Below are 18,209 nucleotides of genomic sequence, written 5' to 3'. Positions count from 1 at the left end.
AAAACCGCTGCTCTACCAGCTGAGCTAATCCGGCGCCGTGTCGGGCCGGGATGCCACGTGCGAGCCCGCGCGCGCAACTCCTAAGCCGGCCGTATCGCGTTCGCCGAACCGGCATTGCCAAGCTCGGCCGGGCGGGGGAACCTCCGCGTCCGGAGCACCGATGGAGGGGCGGATGCGGGGTCTGAGACACGGGGCGGCGGTGCTGGCGCTGGCGGCGTGCGGGTGCGCGGCGGTGGCGCCGAGGCCGGCCGCGAGCGGCGACCCGCCGCCGATCGTCCGGCTGGAGGTGGACCCGTTCCCGGAATTCCCCGACCCCCGGTGTCTGAGCCCCATGCGCCTGCGCAACGAGACGGCCGGCTTCCGGCGCGTCTCGGTGACCTACCGCATGGATTACAAGGGCGTGGGCCCCGGCTGCGAGGTGGAGTGGAGTGCGCCGCCGGAGACCGTGGAGCTCGCCGGCGCCGGCAATCCCGGCCACTGGGGCCGCCTCGGCTGCTCCGTCTACGTGCCCACCGGCTCCTTCTGCCGCGAGGAGCGGAAGTGGACGGTCCTCTCGGCGCGCACCCTGCCGGCGCCCTGATCGGCTTGGCGCCGACGCCCCGTCTGTGATTGCCTGCTTCCCAACCAGAAAGGACGGGAGGATGGCGATGAACTTCGAAGACTATCGCAGGCACGACGCCGTGGCCTTGGCCGGGCTGGTGGCCCGGGGCGAGGCGAGCGCCGCCGAGCTGCTGGAGGCCGCCGTCGCCCGCGCCGCCGAGGTCGACCCGAAGATCAACGCCGTCACCACCGACCTTTCCGACTGGGCGCGGGCCCAGCCGCCGGCGGAAGGACCGTTGGCGGGCGTCCCCTTCCTGCTCAAGGACCTCGGCGCGACCCTGGCCGGCACGGTCACCAGCGGCGGCTCGCGCCTGTTCGCGCGCGACACCGCCGCCGCCGACAGCGCGCTGGTGAGGCTCTACCGCGAGGCCGGGCTCGCCATCGTCGGCAAGACCAACACCCCGGAGTTCGGCCTGTGGCCCTTCACCGAGGGCGAGCACCTGGGCGTCTGCCGCAATCCCTGGGACCTGACCCGCACGCCCGGCGGCTCCTCCGGCGGGGCGGCGGCGGCCGTGGCGGCGGGCATCGTTCCGGCGGCCCACGCCAGCGACGGCGGCGGCTCGATCCGCACGCCCGCGTCGTGCTGCGGCCTGTTCGGGATGAAGCCGTCGCGCGGCCGGGTCTCCTTCGCGCCGATCGGGGAGGGCTGGGCGGGCGCCTCGATCCAGCACGCCGTCACCCGATCGGTGCGCGACAGCGCCGTGCTGCTCGACGTCGCCTGCGCGCCCCAGCCCGGCGACCCCTACTTCCTGGCCCCGCCCGAGCGGCCGTTCGCGGAGGCCGCGGCCCGCGACCCGGGCCGCCTGCGCATCGCCTTCACCACCGCGGCCCTGCAGTCGCAGGCGCTGGACCCCGAGTGCGCCCAGGCGGTGCGCGACACCGCGAAGCTCCTGGAGGACCTCGGTCACGACGTGGAGGAGGCGAGCGTCCCCGGCGACTTCGCCGCCATGCAGGCGGCCGCGGGCCTCGTCATCGCCGCCAGCGTCGCGGCCACCCTCGACGCAGAGGCCGAGCGCCGCGGCCGCCCCGTCGCCGAGGGGGAGGTGGAGGCGCTCACCTTCATGACCTACCGCCGCGGCCAGGCCGTCACCGCCTCGGCCTACGCCCGGGCCATCGCCACCCTGCACGCCTTCGGCCGCCAGATGGCCCCGCTGTTCGAGGCCCACGACGTCCTGCTGCTCTCGACGCTGGGGAGCCCGCCCATCCCCATCGGCCATGTCCTCGAGGACGTGAGCCTGATCGGTGAGCGGCTGTTCGCCTTCATGCCCAACACCCAGGCCTTCAACAACACCGGCCAGCCGGCCATGACCGTGCCGCTCGCCTGGAGCGCGTCGGGCTTGCCGATCGGGATGCAGTTCGTGGGCCGCATGGGCGAGGAGGCGACCCTGTTCGGCCTGGCCGGCCAGCTCGAGCGGGCGCGGCCCTGGTTCGACCGCGTCCCGGACCTCTAGACCCGCCGGCGCTGCACCAGCCAGGCGGCGATCACGCCCGTGGCCACCACGCCCACCAGCAGGGTGGAGATGGCGTTGATCTCCGGGTTCACGCCCAGCCGCACCTGGCTGTAGAGCCGGATCGGAAGCGTCGTGGCGCCGGGCCCGGAGGTGAAGCTGGCGATCACCAGGTCGTCGAGCGAGAGGGTGAAGGCCAGCATCCAGGCCGCCGCCACCGAGGGCGCGATGTTCGGCAGCGTGACCTTCACGAAGGCCTCCGCTGGCGTGCAGCCGAGGTCCTGGGCGGCCTCCTCCAGGCTGCGGTCGAAGCCCTGCAGCCGGGCCTGGATGACCACGGTGGCGTAGCAGAGGGTGACGGTCGCGTGGCTCAGCGTCACGGTCCAGAAGCCGCGCGGCAGGCCGAAGCTCACGAACAGCAGCAGCAGCGACAGGCCCAGGATCACCTCGGGCATCACCAGCGGGGCGTAGATCATGCCGGCGAACGGCAGCCGCCCGCGGAACCGCCCGCCGCGCACCAGGGCCACCGCCGCCAGCAAGCCCAACCCCGTCGCGAGCGTCGCCGAGATCAGCCCCACCCTGAGCGTCACCCACACCGCGTCCAGCATCTGTTCGTCCCGGAACAGGGCCGCGTACCAGCGCGTGGAGAAGCCGCCCCACACCGTCACCAGCCGGCTGGCGTTGAACGAATAGAGCACCAGGAGCGCGATCGGCGCGTAGAGGAAGGCCAGCCCCAGGCCTACGGCGGCGATGTTGAAGGGGGAGGGGCCGCGCCTCATCGCAGCACCTTCGCCTGGCTGCGCTGGAAGGCGAGGATCGGGACCACCAGGGTGGCCAGCAGCACGATGGCCACGGCCGAGGCGGCCGGCCAGTCGCGGTTGGCGAAGAACTCGGTCCAGATGGTCCGACCGAGCATCAGGGTCTCCGACCCGCCGAGCAGGTCCGGGATCACGAACTCGCCGACCATCGGGATGAAGCAGAGCAGGCCGCCCGCCGCGACGCCGGGCAGCGAGAGGGGGACGGTCACCTGCCAGAACGCCTGGGCGGGCGTGGCGCCGAGGTCCTGGGCCGCCTCGATCAGGGCCGCGTCCTGCTTCTCCAGCACCGCATAGAGCGGCAGGACCATGAACGGCAGGTAGGCGTAGACCAGGCCGATCACCACGGCCGCCTCGGTGTTCAGCAGGTTGAGCGCCGGCAGGCCCACCGCGCCCAGGGCGGCGTTCAGCAGGCCGGCGGGCTTCAGGATCGCGATCCAGGCGTAGATGCGGATCAGGAAGCTGGTCCAGAACGGCAGGATCACCGCCATGACCAGCGCGCTGCGCGCCGCCGGCGGGAAGCGGGCGATGCCGTAGGCGATGGGATAGCCGATGACGAGCAGGATGGCCGTGGCGATGGCCGCGAACTTCAGGCTGGAGAGATAGGCCGCCACATAGAGCCGGTCCTGCGTCAGGCGGGCGTAGGTCTCCACGTCGAGGCCGCGCAGGAAGGCGTCGACGCCGGCCGCGCCGGCCGACCAGTCGATCCGCGGCGTGTACGGCGGGATCGCCAGCGCCGTGTCGGAGAGCGACAGCTTGGCCACCAGAACGAACGGGAAGGCGAAGAAGACGGCCAGCCACAGGTAGGGCAGGGCCGCCGCGAGGCCGGGGCGGGGCCGCCTCACGCCGTGAGCACCATGGCCGCGTCGGGCGCGAAGCTCAGCCAGACCGGGGCGCCCACCGCCAGCGGCCGGGTCGAGGCGCGCGCGGTGTTGGCCAGCGCCACCCGCACCGTCCGGCCGGGCGCCGTCGCCACCATGACGATGGTCCAGTCGCCGAGGTAGCCCACCTCGCGGATCTCCCCCGCCAGCAAGTTGGGGCCCCGCGGCGGCTGGTCCTGGTGCAGGACGAGCTTCTCGGGCCGCACGGCGATCCACACCGTCTGCCCGTGCGCGAAGCCCTGGGTGCTGTCGGCCACGAGGTCGGCGGCCGGCGAGACGACCGAGACCGACTGGCCGGTCGAGGCCGTCACCTGGCCCTCGAACAGGTTCACGTCGCCGATGAACTCGGCCACGTAGCGGTTGGCCGGCGCCTCGTAGACCTCCGCCGGGCGGCCCACCTGCACGATCCGGCCCTCGCCCATCACCGCGATCCGGTCGGCGACCACCATGGCCTCCTCCTGGTCGTGGGTGACGATCAGGAAGGTCATCCGCAGCTCGTGCTGCAGGCGCATCAGCTCGAACTGGGTCTCGTCGCGCAGCTTCTTGTCGAGCGCCGCCAGCGGCTCGTCGAGCAGCAGGATGCGCGGCCTGGGCGCGATGGCGCGGGCCAGCGCCACCCGCTGCTTCTGCCCGCCGGAGAGCTGGTCGGGCCGCCGCCGGCCCAGCCCCTCGAGCCGGACCAGCGCCAGCATCTCCTCCACCCGCTCGGCGATCTCGCGCCTGGGCAGGCGCTGCTGCCGCAGGCCGAAGGCCACGTTCTGCGCCACGGTGAGGTGCGGGAAGAGGGCGTAGGACTGGAACATCATGTTTGTCGGCCGAGCGTGCGGCGGCAGGCCGGTGATGTCCTCGCCGCGCAGCAGGATGCGGCCGGCGTCCGGCGTCTCGAGCCCGGCCAGCAGGCGCATCAGCGTGGTCTTGCCGCAGCCCGAGGGGCCCAGCAGGGCGAAGAACTCCCACTCGTGGATGTCGAGGCTCACGTCCTCGACCGCCGCCTGGTCGCCGAACCGCTTGCTGACGCCCTCGAAGCGGACCAGCGGCGCCACGTCCGGGTCCTCCCACGGCGCGAACGCCGAGCGCACCCCGCCGATGACGGGCCGACCGCCCGTGGGCCTGCCGCTCACTGGCCGGTCAGCACCCGCGTCCACTGCCGGTTCACCTCCCTGAGCAGGGCCTGGTCCTTGGTGGTGGTGACGAAGAGCCGCGCCGCGACCTCGGCCGGCGGATAGACGCCGGGATCCTCGCGCACCGCGGCGTCCATGAGCGGCGTCGCCGCCGCATTGCCGTTGGCGTAGTGGGTGTAGTTCGACGCCCGCGCGATCACCGCCGGGCGCAGCATGAAGTCCAGGAAGCGGTAGGCCGCCGCGGCGTTCGGCGCGTCGGCGGGGATCGCGAAGACGTCGAACCACACCTGGGTGCCTTCCTTCGGGATGGCGTAGGCGATCTCGACGCCGTTCTTCGCCTCCTCGGCGCGGTCTGCGGCCTGCAGCACGTCGCCCGAGTAGCCGATGGCCACGCAGATGTCCCCGTTGGCGAGCGCGTCGATGTACTCCGAGGAGTGGAACTTGCGCACATAGGGCCGGGCCTTCATCAGCACCTCGGTGGCCGCCGCATAGTCGGCCGGATTGGTCGAGTTCGGATCCTTGCCGAGATAGTGCAGGGCGACCGCGTACATGTCCTCCGAGGCGTCGAGGAAGTAGACGCCGCAGTCCTTCAGCTTGGCCAGGTTCGCCGGCTCGAACACCGCCTTCCAGCTGTCCATGGCCACGCCGCGCTTGGCCACGGCCTGGGCGTTGTAGCCGATGCCGATCGTGCCCTGCATGTAGGGCACGGTGTAGGCTTGTCCCGGATCAAAGGGCTGCATGTGCTTCAGCGTCTCGGGCGACAGGTTGCCGAGGCCCGTCAGCCTTCCCTTGTCCAGCTTCTGCAGCGCGCCGGCCTGGATGTAGCGCGGCACGTTGTGGTTCGACGGGACCACCAGGTCGTAGCCGGTGTTCCCCTGCAGGACCTTGGTCTCCAGCACCTCGTTGGAATCGAAGGTGTCGTAGCGGACCTTGATCCCGCTCTCCTTGGTGAACTCGGCCAGCAGCTCGGGGTCGATGTAGTCCGACCAGTTGTAGATCCGCAGTTCGCCGCCCTGCGCCTTCCCGGCCCCGCCCTGGCCGCAGGCCGAAAGCGCCAGCGCCGCCAAAGCGGCCAGCGCCGCCCTCCATCCGCGCATCGTCGTTCCCCCTCGCTCGCGGCCAAGGTTATAGGCGGCGCAGCCGGCCCCTCAATCCCGAACGCAACCGGAGACCCCCGCCCGTGTCACCTGCCTGGACCCTGGTCGCTCCCGTCCTCATGCTGGTCGCCTCCAACGTCTTCATGACCTTCGCCTGGTACGGCCACCTGAAGGTCGACCGCGGGCCGCTCTGGGCCATCGTCCTGGTGAGCTGGGGGATCGCCTTCTTCGAATACTGGCTGGCGGTGCCGGCCAACCGCATCGGCCGCGCCGTCTACGAGCCCGCCGAGCTGAAGGCCATGCAGGAGGTGATCACCCTCGTGGTCTTCGCGGTCTTCTCGGTCCTCTACCTGGGCGAGAAGCTGACCCTGAACCACGGCGTCGGCTTCGCCTTCATCGCGCTGGGCGCCTGGTTCGTCTTCAAGGGCCCGCTCTAGAGGGCGAGCACCGCCGCCTTCAGCGCCTCCGCCGTCCGGGCCCAGGTGAGCTTCGACAGCGTCTCGGCCCCGCGCAGGCCGCGGCGGCGGGCGTCCTCGCGGTCGGCGTAGGCCTGCTCCAGCCGCGCCACCACCTCGTCCACGTCGCTCTCGCCCCAGCCGGAGACGCCCTCCACGCCCTCCTGCCCGGGCACGGCGGCCTGCCGCTCCAGCACATAGGTGTTCCCGTCCTCGATCAGGTCGAGATGCCCGGTGTTGGCCGAAAGGATGGTCGGCACGCCGCAGGCCATGCACTCCATGGCCACCAGGTTCGTCCCGCCCTCGCTGCGGTTGGGGAAGACCGCCACGTCCATCTCGCGCAGCAGCGGGGGCAGGGCGGCGTTGGGCACGGGCCCGAGGTCCATGAGCTGCCCCGCCGCCACGCCGGAGGCCTGCGCCCAGGCGGCGACGTCCACCCGGCCCTGGGCGTCGAACGCCACCGGCGCCGCCAGCCCGCTCACGTCCAGGCTGCGGGCCATCTGCGGCCAGGGACTGTGCCAGGCGGTGACCAGCAGCGCGTCCGGCCGCCGCTCGGCGAACCTGCGGAACGCCGCCAGCACGATGTCCTGCCCCTTGCGCCGCTCCAGCTTGCCGCCGCTGAACACCAGGAAGCGGTCGCCCAGCACCCCCAGCCGCGGCGCCGGATGGAACAGGGTGGGGTCGACCCCCTGCAGGATGGTGGTCACCCGCTCCACGCCATGCGCCCGCAGCACCCGCTCGTTCCACGCGCAGCCGGCGACCACCAGCGGATAGGCGCTCGCCCGGCGCACGACCTCCGGCGCGAGCCTCGCGCTGTCGAAGAAGCAGACCGCGACCATCGGCTGGCCGGTCAGCCGCACCCCGCCCGCCGCCGGGCCCATGACGAAGGCGTCGTCCACCGCCGTCAGCATGGGCGCCTCGACCCGCAGCCGCCCGTCCTTCGCCGCGAACGCCGCCTGGAAGGCCTGCGAATCCCGCAGGAACGGCTCGATCGCGCGGCGCCTCAGCGGGTCCACGGCGATCTGCCGCGGGTCGATGGGCAGGGAGCAGACCGGCCGCACGTCCGGGTCCCGGGCCCAGGCCAGCGCCAGGTTCAGCCCGTAGACCCCGAAGCCGAAGAAGCTCGAGATCCCCCAGTGGATGACGACCTGCCGCCGCACGCCCGCTCCGCTCCCCATGCCCGAGCCCTCGCCGACCCGGTCCTTGCCGCTAGCACAGTCCTTGGGTACTCGGCTCGGAAGGATCGCCGATGACCCGCGCCACCGACCCCAAGCTCGCCCCCAAGCTCACCAAGTACGCTCGGCTGGACGCCTTCCTGGAGCGGCTGCGCGGCGACGTCTACCCCGAGCCGCCCAGCCCCCTGCACAGCCAGATCACCGCGCAGATGTTCCAGCGCCTGCAGGCCCTGCATCCGCTCCCGCCCGGCGCCCGGGTGCTCGACGTGGGCTGCGGCCAGGGCGCGGCGCTGGAGCTGTTCCGCGACGCCGGCCTCGACGCCACCGGCATCAGCGTCGGCGAGGACGTGGCCGCCTGCCGGGCCAAGGGCCTGAACGCGGTGGAGATGGACTTCGGCTTCCTCGACTTCGCGGACGAAGCCTTCGACCTCGTCTGGTGCCGGCATGCGCTGGAGCACAGCCTGATGCCGTACTTCATGCTCGCCGAGCTGTTCCGCGTGCTGACGCCCGGCGGCGTCCTCTATGTGGAGGTCCCGGCCCCCGACACCGCCTGCCGCCACCAGGCCAACCCCAACCACTACAGCGTCCTGCCCAAGAGCATGTGGGCCGAGCTGATCCGCCGCGCCGGCTTCGCCGACCTCAAGGTCAACGACCTGGCGCTGACCACCGCCGCCGGCCCGGACGTCTACTGGGCCTTCGTCGCCCGGCGGCCCTCGGCCGCGCCTGCGGGCCCCGCATGACCAACCCCGAGGCGCGCTTCCGCGAGGCCGTCGCCCACCAACGGGCCGGCGAGCTCGACGCCGCCGAGGCCATCTACCGCGAGCTCCTGGCCGCCCATCCCACGCTCTTGATCGCCCACCACAACCTGATCGCCACCCTGCGCGCCCGTGGCGACTGGGCGGGCGCCGAGCAGGCGCTGCGCCGGGCCCGCGCCGTGGCCCCGCAGGACCCGGACATCGCCTACCACCTCGGCCTCTCCCTGCTGGCCTCGGGAAACTACGCCGAGGGCTGGCCGCTCTACGAGGCCCGCCGCAGCGTCGACCGCGACCGGGTGCATGCGCCGAAGCTGCCGTTCCGCGAGTGGCGCGGCGAGCCCGTGAAGTCCCTGCTGGTCTGGCCCGAGCAGGGCTTCGGCGACCAGATCATGTTCGCCCGCTACGTCCCGCTGCTGAAGGCCCGCGGCATCGCGGTCACCCTGGTCTGCCGCCCGGGCCTGGAGACCCTGCTGGCCCCGCTCGGCGTCACCGTCATCCCGGCCGAGGGCCAGGCCAAGCTGCCGGCCTGCGACGCCTGGGTGCTCCTGGGCTCCCTGCCGCTCCGCTTCGGCACGACGCTGGAGACCATCCCCGACGGCGTCTGGCTGAAGGGCCCGAAAGGCGGGCCCGAGGGCGGCGGGGAGGGGCCAGGCGGGCAGGGCATTGGCCTCGTCACCCGCGGCCGCCCCACTCACCCCAACGACGCGAACCGCTCCCTGCCCAAGCCCATCGAGGCCGACCTCTTCAACCTCCCCGGCGCCGTCAGCCTGCATCCGGAGGACACCGGCGCCGCGGACTTCGCCGAGACCGCCGGGATCGTGCGGCGCCTGGAGCGCGTGATCACCGTCGACACCGCCGTCGCCCACCTGGCCGGCGCCATGGGCAAGCCCGTCTGGATCCTGCTGCCCGCCACCGGAACCGACTGGCGCTGGCTCCGCGCCCGCCCCGACAGCCCCTGGTATCCGACGGCCACCCTCTTCCGCCAGCCGACCCCGGGCGACTGGTGGGCGGTGGTCGACGAGGTGCGGGGGCGGCTGGGGGCGTAAGGGGGCGCGGGCGAACGCCAAGGTTTGCCCCGCGCCCCAAGCTGGGTGAAGCTCCCGGCATGCACCCGTTCCCACCCGCCGCCGATCTGCAATTCCTGATCGGCCTGGAGGTCGGCCAGGTCTGCCTCGACCCCTGGTCGACCCAGGTCCGGTTCTCCGACGGAGGCCAGATCACCATCGAAGGCCCGTTCGAACACGTCGATGCGGCGGGGCAGACCCACAGCCATCAGGCGAGCGACGAGCAGGACGTGGGACCCGTCTTCCTCCGCGAGCTGATCCAGCAGCGCATCACGGCCCTGGACAGCGAACCGCGCTCCCTCACGCTCACCTTCGCCAACGGCGCCCTCCTGCGGATCAGCAGCGAGGAGGGGCCCTACGAAAGCGGCCAGATCCACCCGCCGTCAGGCGAAGGCGGCTTGGTCGTGTTCTAAAGGTCGGCATTGCGCCAAGAGCGGAACTTGGGGCCAATTCCAAAAGCGGACGTTCAACGGCTCTTGCGCGGCTTCCCTGGCCTGAGCCTCTACATGCTAAAGCGGAGCCTCGCCGCGCAGAGTTTCTAGGAATGCCACAGCTTCCCCGCACCCCCCCTTTCGGAACTTCTCTAGCCCGGCAAGTCGCGAAGCAGAACCTGACTAGGTTCAACAACGTGTTCTGGGTGGCCGAGCGAGCTCGTACCCACCTGAAGTCGGGCTTCTCCTCAATTCGCTTTCCGCGCCCGGGGCCCGGTGTCCACGGGGTCTACACTACGGCCGCCGAGTGGGAGAGTGCCTCAGACGAGTTCCGGGACTGGACGCGCCAGCATGTGCTGATCTCTGCGGCGTCTCTGCTCGAAGTCTACGTAAAGTCGATCACGACGACGGCGCTTCAGGCGAACCCGGATTTGCTCGACCGCTCGCTTACGGGCGTGGACGGATATGCGTTCGTCCTCGGCAAGGCCACGCCACCGGCGGGCTGGAATAAATCCATCGAAGCTGCCGTGGACGGCTTCACCAGCGGACTTTGGAAGCAGCGGTTTCGCCGGCTTGAGATGGTCTTCGGTCGGCTGCCAGCAAAACTAACTGCACTCGAACCCGACCTTCAAAAAATTCAGAACAAGCGAAACCGGATCGCGCATCAGTTCGGCGCAGACACCGCGCGATCGGTACCCTGGGATGCCGTGACACATGTGGTTGTCGGCGCCAAAGATTGTGAAAACGCCATACGAACCGTCTCTACATTCATTGCCGAAGCCGACACGAATGTGTTTGCCGCACTAGTCGGCGCTCATGAGGTACTTGCGATCTACCACGAGTGGGCGAGGAAGCATCCCGACCTAGGCCGTCACCGCGTTTTGCGGACTCGGGCCACGGCGTTCTGTGACCACATAGGCAGTTTGAATGGTCAGGGCCTTGGTAAGGAGTACGCCCAAGCGATCATTGATCACTACGACACACTGTAGTGTAAGAACCACCCTCAGGGAGAAGGCGCGCGCGTTCGCCCAAGCCACGGCATCGGCAGCGCCAGCACGGACGTGGGAAGCCGTGAACCGGCTCAGCGTTCCGGCTCTCGCTCGAAATCAGTGCGACTGGCTAAAAGCGAATGCGGGCCTGCCGATCTCTCTGAATTTGCGGCAGGCTTTTCTGGCGTTCGTGCTTGTAATCGAACTCCGAATCCATTGCCGCCACAAAACGCGAAGCGGAGAAGTGCCACCGGTTGGATAGCCCATTCTCCTCGACCATCCAGTCACCTGCGACCCAGTAGGGAAACGCGTGGAAGAGCAGAACCAGCGACACCGCCAAGACACGCTCCACGACGGAAGTCAGCGATTCGACGTCAGACGGCCGTTCCTTTCCGGCAGTGATGCCGGCCTCTGCCGCACTGATGGATTCCAAAATCTGCGAAGGCGTAAGGTGGACATAGCCCGAAGTCAGCGAGAACAGCCGCCCAACTTCCACTCGGAACGCGTCACGGTCCGCCTCCGGAAGGAGTTGGAGTTTCAGCGCGTTTTTGACGCTAATTTTTGCAGAGGCGAGTTCTTTGTCGAAACGCTCCAGCTTCTCTTGCACCGTCGCGGTGGTACCCTCTTGCTCCACAAACGCAAGCTTGATCGACGCTTCAAGAACGAATCGAAGCTCGCGCTTCGCTGCGTTCAATATACCTTCGCGGGGCAGGATGATCAGCGCCATTGCTGACTGAAGAAGGTCCTGAGCCAGGTAGCTGAACACGTGGGTGTCGCGAAATGAAGGGTCCCTCGCCCCTTGCATCACGATAAAACTGAGCGTGGAGAGATAGCTCAACACGACCGCTTCATTCGCTCGAATCGCGGTGGCCAGTTCGGGCTGAAGATCTTCAAGTGAAGTGCGCGGCATGCCGTATCCTGCCGAGTCAATCCAATGGTAAGCGCGGACTACCTGCGCGGCATCGCTCGCGGAAGGGTGGGCTGCAGTAGTGGATGATCATGCTCGCCAACGTCGCGAAGGTGGGCCGCGAACTGATGCAATGCCATCAGAGTGCGCGCCACGTCTCGACGCTCCACCTTGTCGCCCTCTGCCTTGCCTCTCTCCTGTTCGCGAAGTGCTCCAACCGGATCGGCACTGTCTGATCGTATGAGCCACGGCCAGTGGTCCCTCATGTACACTAGAAAGAGCAGCGCTTCTGGCGGAGTCACGGCAAAGGTTGCGAGGTAATCTACGCAAGCATGATAGATTACCCATTCTGACTCGGCCGGATTGAAGGCTATGGCTGCGCCAGCATCCCTGGCGCCGTGCTACATGAAATTGAATGATGCTTTGAGGTAACTCTCGAACTCTTCCGAGAACTCTCCAGCTAGCCCATTGAGAACCTCGGACTCCGCCGGGGCCTAGCCTGTGTGCGTCGCAAGACTCCAATGATCTCGGCAGCTGCGCTGGCCAAGACATGGACGGATGCGGGGTCCCATTCATTCGCCCAAAGCCAGATGGCCGTCGCGAGTTGGCTCGACGCCACGTCTGGTTTCGTCAGCTCGTATCCGGTTCGCGTAACGGTCTTCGTTGCGTCGCCCCGCGCCAATTCGCTGCCTCCAAGTGCCCGCGCTGCCCTTGTGCCGCGCTGGAGATCCGCCGAGATGACCGTGGCTGCAGTCGAGAAACCTACACGCTGTCTCAGGTGGATTGCTCCGGCCAGTCGCCGAAGAGGTCGTATTGGTCCTGTGCAACTTCATCCAGTTTCCCAAGCTGAGCCGCCAAGGCATCATCGCTCAGCGGTCTTGCTAGCCTCTGGCCGTTGAACTCTAGTACCCGCAATACCCGACAGTGCTTCGGATGGTCGGGCCGCCCCCGAAAGGCCCACTGAACCTTCATCGTGTCGATTACGTGCGTGCTAACCGCGCCTGCCGCGACTCGCTGCCAGAACTCTTCATCCTCGACTCGAAAATAACGCTCCCGCCCCTGCTGATCGCGTCCTTTCCAAGCACGCGCCCGGTCAGCTCGATCCCAGTTGGGTGAGGTCACATGAAGGACGACCGTGCCCACCAGCCACGGCGGTTGAACGTCTTCGAGCTTCGGCAGCAAGTCCGTTTGCAATCGGCCGAAGTCCTCCTTCCGGATCGGGAAGACTGGCGCTTCCGAAAAGCCGATTGCTCGGAGCCGCGGCGTGGCTTCGCACGCATCGTAGAATGCGTTCTTGGCAGCGTACGCATTCCGGAACCGAGTGCGAGGGACGCCTATATCCTCCAGCTCAGCTGTTGGCTTCTGAAGGAAAGACATGGTGGCTTCTACTATCACTAATTCTTCAAACTTCTTCTGCTGTTCGTGGTGCGCCTCGGCTGCCGTGATCGCCGCCTCTCCAGCTTCCCGCGCCGCCTTCCCCGCAACTTCGGCCCAGTAGGCGGGTTCATGACCTGTGAGCCCCTTGATGAAGCCCTTGCCGACGTCACTCTCCGTGAAGGCCCAGACAGCCCCCCACGCAAGGGCAATCACCCCCAGTCTTTGGAGAAACGTGCCTTCCTCGGGTGGCAGTACGAACAGCTCGACTTGAAGCTCGGCCCCCAGCAGTTCAGCGGTGAACGCGCGGATAACCGCCTCGGTCTCGGAAGCTGTCCTGACGAATGTTGCGAGCGGGATTTCATGGCCCGGCACGTCGAAATGAATAGGGATGACTTCTATTGCGCCGCTCCCTGCTCGCCCGACTCATCGCGGACGCGACTTCAAGCTTGGCTACAGCTTCAGCGCGATGGGGCAGATGTCAATGTGATCAGCAAACGTTGTTTTCCAGCGCATACAGACGTTTGCGATTGCCACCGGCAAGCGCCAGAGGAGCAAACTGGCCCTACTCCTCGCGAGGAGCACTTCGGACGTGGGCTTCCGACCCGTCGCGGATGCGCGATGCTGTCGGAAGCTTGATCATGCGGAGAGCGCGAGACACCCTCACGGGGAATCAGAAACGACTCCCACGGTAAAGCTTGGCGTGACCGCCGGAAGCGGACGTTTCGAACTTCCGCTTTGAGTCATTAGCGGATGTTCCGCGGGAACCAGTCCCGCTCGCGCCCTGAGCCGGCGGCCCCAACATCCACCCCGCCCACCACCACCCCCACCTTGCCAAGCCGCGCTTCGCAGGCCATCTCGCGCGGCCTATAAGCCCGCGTCGGCCGCCGTCCGCGGCCGCAACCCTCCCGAAGGCGTCATGTCCCGCATCCTGATCACGTCCGCTCTGCCCTACATCAACGGGATCAAGCACCTGGGGACGCTGGCGGGCTCCATGCTGCCGGCCGACGTCTACGCCCGCTTCCAGCGGGCCCGCGGCCGCGAGACGCTCTACATCTGCGCCACCGACGAGCACGGCACGCCCACGGAGCTGGCCGCCGCCGAGCTCGGCCAGGACCCGGCCTCGTTCTGCGCCGAGCAGCACCGGGTGCAGCACGACCTCGGCCGCGCCTTCGGCCTGTCCTGGGACCACTTCGGCCGCTCGTCCTCGCCGCAGAACCACCGGCTGACCCAACGCTTCGCGCAGACGCTCTGGGAGGCCGGCTTCATCGAGGAGCGGGTGACCCAGCAGGTCTATTCCAACGCCGACAGGCGCTTCCTGCCGGACCGCTACGTGATCGGCACCTGCCCGCACTGCGGCTACGAGGCGGCGCGCGGCGACCAGTGCGAGAACTGCACCCGGGTGCTGGACCCGGCCGACCTGCTCAAGCCCCGCTCGGCGGTCTCGGGTTCCGAGGACATCGAGATCCGCGGCTCGAAGCACCTGTTCCTGCGCCAGAGCCTGTTCGCCGGCAAGCTGCGCCACTGGATCGAGAGCAAGCGGGCCTCCTGGCCCAACCTCGTCACCTCCATCGCGCTGAAGTGGCTGGACGAGGGCCTGCAGGACCGCGGCATCACCCGCGACCTGGAGTGGGGCGTGCCGGTCAACGCCTTCGAATGGGGCCCGAACCCGGAGGGCAAGACCCCGGACATCGAGGGCCTGGCGGGCAAGGTGTTCTACGTCTGGTTCGACGCGCCGATCGAGTACATCGCCGCCACCTGGGAGTGGGCCGAGGCGCGCGCCCAGGAGGCCGGCCGCGGGCCGGCGCAAGACGCCGAGTGGGAGCGCTGGTGGCGGGGCGAGGCGGCGGCCGACGTCACCTACGTGGAGTTCATGGGCAAGGACAACGTGCCCTTCCACACCGTGGGCTTCCCCTGCACCCTGATCGGGGTCAACGAGCGGCTGGCCGCCGACGGGACCTGGTCCACGGTGGAAGCGCGCCCCTGGAAGCTGGTCGACCAGCTCAAGGGCTTCAACTGGCTCGACTACTACGGCGGCAAGTTCTCCACCTCGCTGAAGCGCGGGGTGTTCATGGACCATGCGCTGGAGCTCCTGCCGGCCGACTACTGGCGCTGGTGGATCACCGCCAATACGCCGGAGACCTCCGACGCCACCTTCACCTGGGAGCAGTTCCAGGCGCAGGTGAACGCCGACCTGGCCGACGTGCTGGGCAACTTCGTCAACCGGATCCTGAAGTTCACCGAGAACCGCTTCGACGGCGTGGTGCCCGAGGGCGGCGAGCCGGGGCCGCTGGAGGCGAGGCTCGAGGACGAGGTGCTGGCCAAGCTGCGCGAGCTCACCGGCCACCTGGAGGACCGCGAGTTCCGCAAGGCGTCCACGGCGCTCCGCCAGCTCTGGGTGCTGGGCAACCAGTACCTCACCGAGGCCGCGCCCTGGACGGCGATCAAGACCGATCGCGACCGCGCCGCCGTGGCCGTGCGCTTCGGCCTGAACCTGGTGGCCCTGTTCGCGAAGGTGTCCGAGCCCTTCATCCCCTTCGCCGCCGAGAAGATCGCGCTGGCGGTAGGGGAGGGCTTCCCGGGCCAGTGGCCGGCGCTCGACGGCCTGGGCCTGCTGCGCACGCTCGAGCCCGGCCGCAAGGTCCAGGCGCCCGAGGTGCTGTTCCGCAAGGTCGAGGATGCCCAGGTCGCCGAATGGGTCGCCCGGTTCGGCGGGCCTGAGGCCGGCTGACGGATTAGGCCTCGTGATTCCTTGGAGCTGGCCGGGGGTCCGTGAGACCCTCGTGGCCGGTCTTTGCCAAGGTGAACCCCCGTCCAGCCGCACACCCGTCCAGCCGCGCCTGACCCCTCATCCATGTCGACGTGGATGAGGGTGGCCCGCGGGCCTAGTGCGCCCGTTGCTTGGCCTCTTCCTCGGGGCCGATGTCCAGCATGTCGGGCATGAAGCCGTTGTAGGCCTGGGTCTGGTTGAGGTCGACGACCACGGTCCGGTGGCCCTCCCACATCATGTGCAGGGCCACGTAGAGGACGATGATCAGGCCGACGTAGCCGATCCAGCGGTACTTGTGCAGCAGCCGGGCGATCCAGCTCGCCGCCACGCCCATCAGAGCGATGGACAGCAGCAGGCCGAACACCAGGATCGTCGGATGCTCCCGCGCCGCGCCGGCCACGGCCAGGACGTTGTCCAGCGACATGGAGACGTCGGCGATCAGGATCTGGATGAAGGCGTCCTTGAACGACTTCGGCTGGCGCTTGGCGACGGCGCCGGTGGGTTCGGTGGTCGGGTCGGCGTCCAGCACCGCCTCGGCGGCCGCCTCCTCGGGCTCGGCCTGGTGGCGCAGCTCGCGCCACATCTTCCAGCAGACCCAGAGCAGCAGCAGGCCGCCGGCGAACAGCAGGCCGACGATGCCCAGCAGCTGGGTGGTGATCAGCGCGAAGCCGATCCGCAGCACGACCGCGGCGATCAGGCCGTAGAGGATCGCCTTGCGCCGCTGGGCCGGGGGCAGGGCGCCCGCGGCCAGGCCCACGGCGACGGCGTTGTCGCCCGCGAGCACGAGGTCGATCATCAGGACCTGGAGGAGGGCGGACAGGCCGCCGGCGCTGAACAGCTCTTCGAACATCCGGCCTCAATGCGTCAGGCGGGCGCGGGCTGCAACTGTTCAGCCGCGCGGACGCGACGCCTCGTAGAGCGCCACCGCGGCGGCGGCGGAGACGTTGAGGCTCTCGAAGCCGCCCGGCATGGGGATCCGGGCGAGCGCGTCGCAGTGCTCGGCCACCAGCCGGCGCATGCCCTCGCCCTCGGAGCCCAGGACCAGCACGGTGGGCGTCCCGTCGAGGGCCTGGGCCAGGTCCTGCTCGGCCGCGCCGGTCAGGCCCACCGCCCGCCAGCCGAGCTCGGCCAGCTCCTCCAGCGCGCGGGACAGGTTGACCACCCGGGCGACCGGGATCTTCTCCAGGGCGCCGGCCGCGGCCTTGGCCAGTGCGCCGGTGAAGCGCGGGGCGTGGCGGTCCTGCAGGATCACGCCCGCCGCGCCGAACGCCGCGGCCGAGCGCAGGATGGCGCCGACGTTCTGCGGGTCGGTCACCTGGTCGAGCATCAGCAGGATCGCGCCGGGCTTCGCCTCGAGGTCGGCGAGGTCCGCCGGCTCCAGCGGCTCGGCGCGCAGGGCCACGCCCTGGTGCACCGCGCCCTGCGGCAGGTTCTGGGCGATGAACTGGTTGTCGGCGGTCTCGACGCCGGCGAGCCGGCCGAATCGCGCCTCGACCTGCCGGGCCCGTTCCGGCGTGACCAGCAGCCGCTGGGGCGCCCCGCGCGCCGGATTGGCCAGCGCCGCCTCCACCGCGTGCCACCCCCAGATCCAGTCTTCGGACGGCGCTTCAGACCGCCTCTGGAAGCGGTGCTGGGGCGGACGTTTTTTCCCTTTCCGGGCGTCGTTGCGTTCGGGGTGCGAGGCCACTATAAGACGCGCTCCAAATTGGGGCCCCGGACGGGAAGCCTGCTCCAGGACGTTGCGTTCGGCGCTCTTAAAGCTCCTCGCAGCCTTGGCGGAAGGCTTTTGTTCGTGGCTCTCAACGTGGCTCCGAGCGCGCGGGGGAATGTCCCGAGTGGCAAAGGGGGCGGACTGTAAATCCGCTGGCGTACGCCTTCGTAGGTTCGAGTCCTACTTCCCCCACCACGCGCTCGGTCCGAACGAGGAGAGTTTGGGCGACCCCGTCCACCTTGGCGGGTATAGCACAATGGTAGTGCAGCAGCCTTCCAAGCTGAGGATGCGGGTTCGATTCCCGCTACCCGCTCCAAGTTATCATTTCAGTTGAACAACGCCCGGCAGGACCCTGATGGCCAAAGAAAAGTTCGAACGCACGAAGCCGCACTGCAACATCGGCACGATTGGTCACGTTGACCACGGCAAGACGACGCTGACGGCGGCGATCACGATGACGCTGGCGAAGGCCGGTGGTGCGAAGGCGATGGCCTATGCGGACATCGACGCGGCGCCGGAAGAGAAGGCCCGTGGGATCACGATCAACACGGCGCACGTGGAATACGAGACGGCGAACCGTCACTACGCCCACGTCGACTGCCCCGGGCACGCCGAC

The 18,209-nt window shown here is 69.1% G+C and carries 18 protein-coding genes and 2 tRNA genes; 11 read left to right on the top strand and 9 right to left on the bottom strand.

From position 1 onward, the window contains the following. Positions 1-172: 172 nt before the first annotated feature. On the top strand, positions 173-580 hold the full coding sequence (locus VM685_RS14125) for a hypothetical protein (protein WP_325460807.1): 408 nt from the start codon (positions 173-175) through the stop codon (positions 578-580). A gap of 67 nt (positions 581-647) precedes the next feature. Beyond that, positions 648-2,051 carry an amidase gene (locus VM685_RS14120; RefSeq protein WP_325460806.1) on the top strand — a complete coding sequence of 468 codons (1,404 nt, stop codon included), beginning with the start codon at positions 648-650 and terminating at the stop codon, positions 2,049-2,051. Here VM685_RS14120 and VM685_RS14115 read toward each other — a convergent pair. The 4 genes from VM685_RS14115 to VM685_RS14100 are packed head-to-tail and all read right to left on the bottom strand — an operon-like array spanning position 2,048 to position 5,962. Continuing rightward, positions 2,048-2,827 carry an ABC transporter permease gene (locus VM685_RS14115; protein ID WP_325460805.1) on the bottom strand — a complete coding sequence of 260 codons (780 nt, stop codon included), beginning with the start codon at positions 2,825-2,827 and terminating at the stop codon, positions 2,048-2,050. The two genes, VM685_RS14120 and VM685_RS14115, sit on opposite strands and share 4 nt — an antisense overlap. After that, on the bottom strand, positions 2,824-3,708 hold the full coding sequence (locus tag VM685_RS14110) for an ABC transporter permease subunit (RefSeq protein WP_325460804.1): 885 nt from the start codon (positions 3,706-3,708) through the stop codon (positions 2,824-2,826). Before VM685_RS14110 ends, VM685_RS14115 begins: the two co-directional genes overlap by 4 nt. Continuing rightward, positions 3,705-4,865: an ABC transporter ATP-binding protein gene (locus tag VM685_RS14105; protein ID WP_325460803.1), complete on the bottom strand. Its 1,161-nt coding sequence runs from the start codon at positions 4,863-4,865 to the stop codon at positions 3,705-3,707. Before VM685_RS14105 ends, VM685_RS14110 begins: the two co-directional genes overlap by 4 nt. After that, entirely contained in the window at positions 4,862-5,962 is a 1,101-nt protein-coding gene (locus tag VM685_RS14100; protein ID WP_325460802.1) for a polyamine ABC transporter substrate-binding protein, read from the bottom strand. Before VM685_RS14100 ends, VM685_RS14105 begins: the two co-directional genes overlap by 4 nt. Positions 5,963-6,081: 119 nt before the next feature. Between VM685_RS14100 and VM685_RS14095 the strand changes: the two genes are divergently transcribed. Next, a complete protein-coding gene (locus VM685_RS14095; protein WP_325462029.1) occupies positions 6,082-6,399 on the top strand; it encodes a DMT family protein in 318 nt (105 codons plus the stop codon). On the opposite strand, the gene VM685_RS14090 is transcribed toward VM685_RS14095, so the two are convergent. Then, positions 6,396-7,577, bottom strand: a complete 1,182-nt coding sequence (locus tag VM685_RS14090) for a glycosyltransferase family 4 protein (RefSeq protein ID WP_325460801.1) — start codon at positions 7,575-7,577, stop codon at positions 6,396-6,398. The genes VM685_RS14095 and VM685_RS14090 overlap by 4 nt on opposite strands. A gap of 89 nt (positions 7,578-7,666) precedes the next feature. Here VM685_RS14090 and VM685_RS14085 point away from each other — a divergent pair, with 89 nt between their 5' ends. The 4 genes from VM685_RS14085 (at position 7,667) to VM685_RS14070 (ending at position 10,831) form a co-directional block, all read left to right on the top strand. Beyond that, positions 7,667-8,332, top strand: a complete 666-nt coding sequence (locus tag VM685_RS14085; RefSeq protein ID WP_325460800.1) for a class I SAM-dependent methyltransferase — start codon at positions 7,667-7,669, stop codon at positions 8,330-8,332. Beyond that, entirely contained in the window at positions 8,329-9,393 is a 1,065-nt protein-coding gene (locus VM685_RS14080) for a tetratricopeptide repeat protein (RefSeq protein WP_325460799.1), read from the top strand. The genes VM685_RS14085 and VM685_RS14080 overlap by 4 nt, the downstream gene beginning before the upstream one ends. Positions 9,394-9,452: 59 nt before the next feature. After that, positions 9,453-9,824, top strand: coding sequence for a hypothetical protein (locus tag VM685_RS14075; RefSeq protein WP_325460798.1), 372 nt, complete (start codon positions 9,453-9,455; stop codon positions 9,822-9,824). A gap of 215 nt (positions 9,825-10,039) precedes the next feature. Next, complete coding sequence (locus VM685_RS14070) at positions 10,040-10,831, top strand: hypothetical protein (protein ID WP_325460797.1); 792 nt, start codon at positions 10,040-10,042, stop codon at positions 10,829-10,831. A gap of 130 nt (positions 10,832-10,961) precedes the next feature. Here the strand turns inward: VM685_RS14070 and VM685_RS14065 are convergent, their stop codons facing one another. After that, positions 10,962-11,741 (bottom strand): hypothetical protein, encoded by a 780-nt coding sequence (locus VM685_RS14065; RefSeq protein ID WP_325460796.1) that lies wholly within the window; start codon positions 11,739-11,741, stop codon positions 10,962-10,964. A 771-nt stretch (positions 11,742-12,512) separates the two neighbouring features. Continuing rightward, positions 12,513-13,487, bottom strand: coding sequence for a hypothetical protein (locus tag VM685_RS14060; protein ID WP_325460795.1), 975 nt, complete (start codon positions 13,485-13,487; stop codon positions 12,513-12,515). A 544-nt stretch (positions 13,488-14,031) separates the two neighbouring features. Here VM685_RS14060 and metG point away from each other — a divergent pair. Next, complete coding sequence (gene metG / locus VM685_RS14055; RefSeq protein WP_325460794.1) at positions 14,032-15,843, top strand: methionine--tRNA ligase; 1,812 nt, start codon at positions 14,032-14,034, stop codon at positions 15,841-15,843. 154 nt (positions 15,844-15,997) lie between these two features. Here metG and VM685_RS14050 read toward each other — a convergent pair whose 3' ends face one another. Continuing rightward, the gene (locus VM685_RS14050; RefSeq protein ID WP_325460793.1) at positions 15,998-16,732 is read right to left on the bottom strand and encodes a TerC family protein; all 735 of its coding nucleotides are present in this window, start codon (positions 16,730-16,732) and stop codon (positions 15,998-16,000) included. Positions 16,733-16,771: 39 nt separating this feature from the next. Then, entirely contained in the window at positions 16,772-17,569 is a 798-nt protein-coding gene (rlmB, locus tag VM685_RS14045; RefSeq protein ID WP_414693376.1) for a 23S rRNA (guanosine(2251)-2'-O)-methyltransferase RlmB, read from the bottom strand. 133 nt (positions 17,570-17,702) lie between these two features. On the opposite strand from rlmB, the gene VM685_RS14040 reads away from it, so the two are divergent. The 3 genes from VM685_RS14040 to VM685_RS14030 form a co-directional block, all read left to right on the top strand. After that, positions 17,703-17,788: transfer RNA gene (locus VM685_RS14040), tRNA-Tyr, on the top strand. Between the two features lie 47 nt (positions 17,789-17,835). Further along, positions 17,836-17,909: transfer RNA gene (locus VM685_RS14035), tRNA-Gly, on the top strand. Positions 17,910-17,948: 39 nt separating this feature from the next. Continuing rightward, positions 17,949-18,209, top strand: a 261-nt coding sequence (locus VM685_RS14030) for a GTP-binding protein (RefSeq protein WP_325458072.1), incomplete at its 3' end; no start/stop codon positions are given.

This window comes from Phenylobacterium sp. (assembly GCF_035539035.1).
GTDB lineage: Bacteria > Pseudomonadota > Alphaproteobacteria > Caulobacterales > Caulobacteraceae > Phenylobacterium.
Note: the sequence above shows the minus strand (reverse complement) of the source record. Positions and strands in the feature narration are given on the sequence as shown.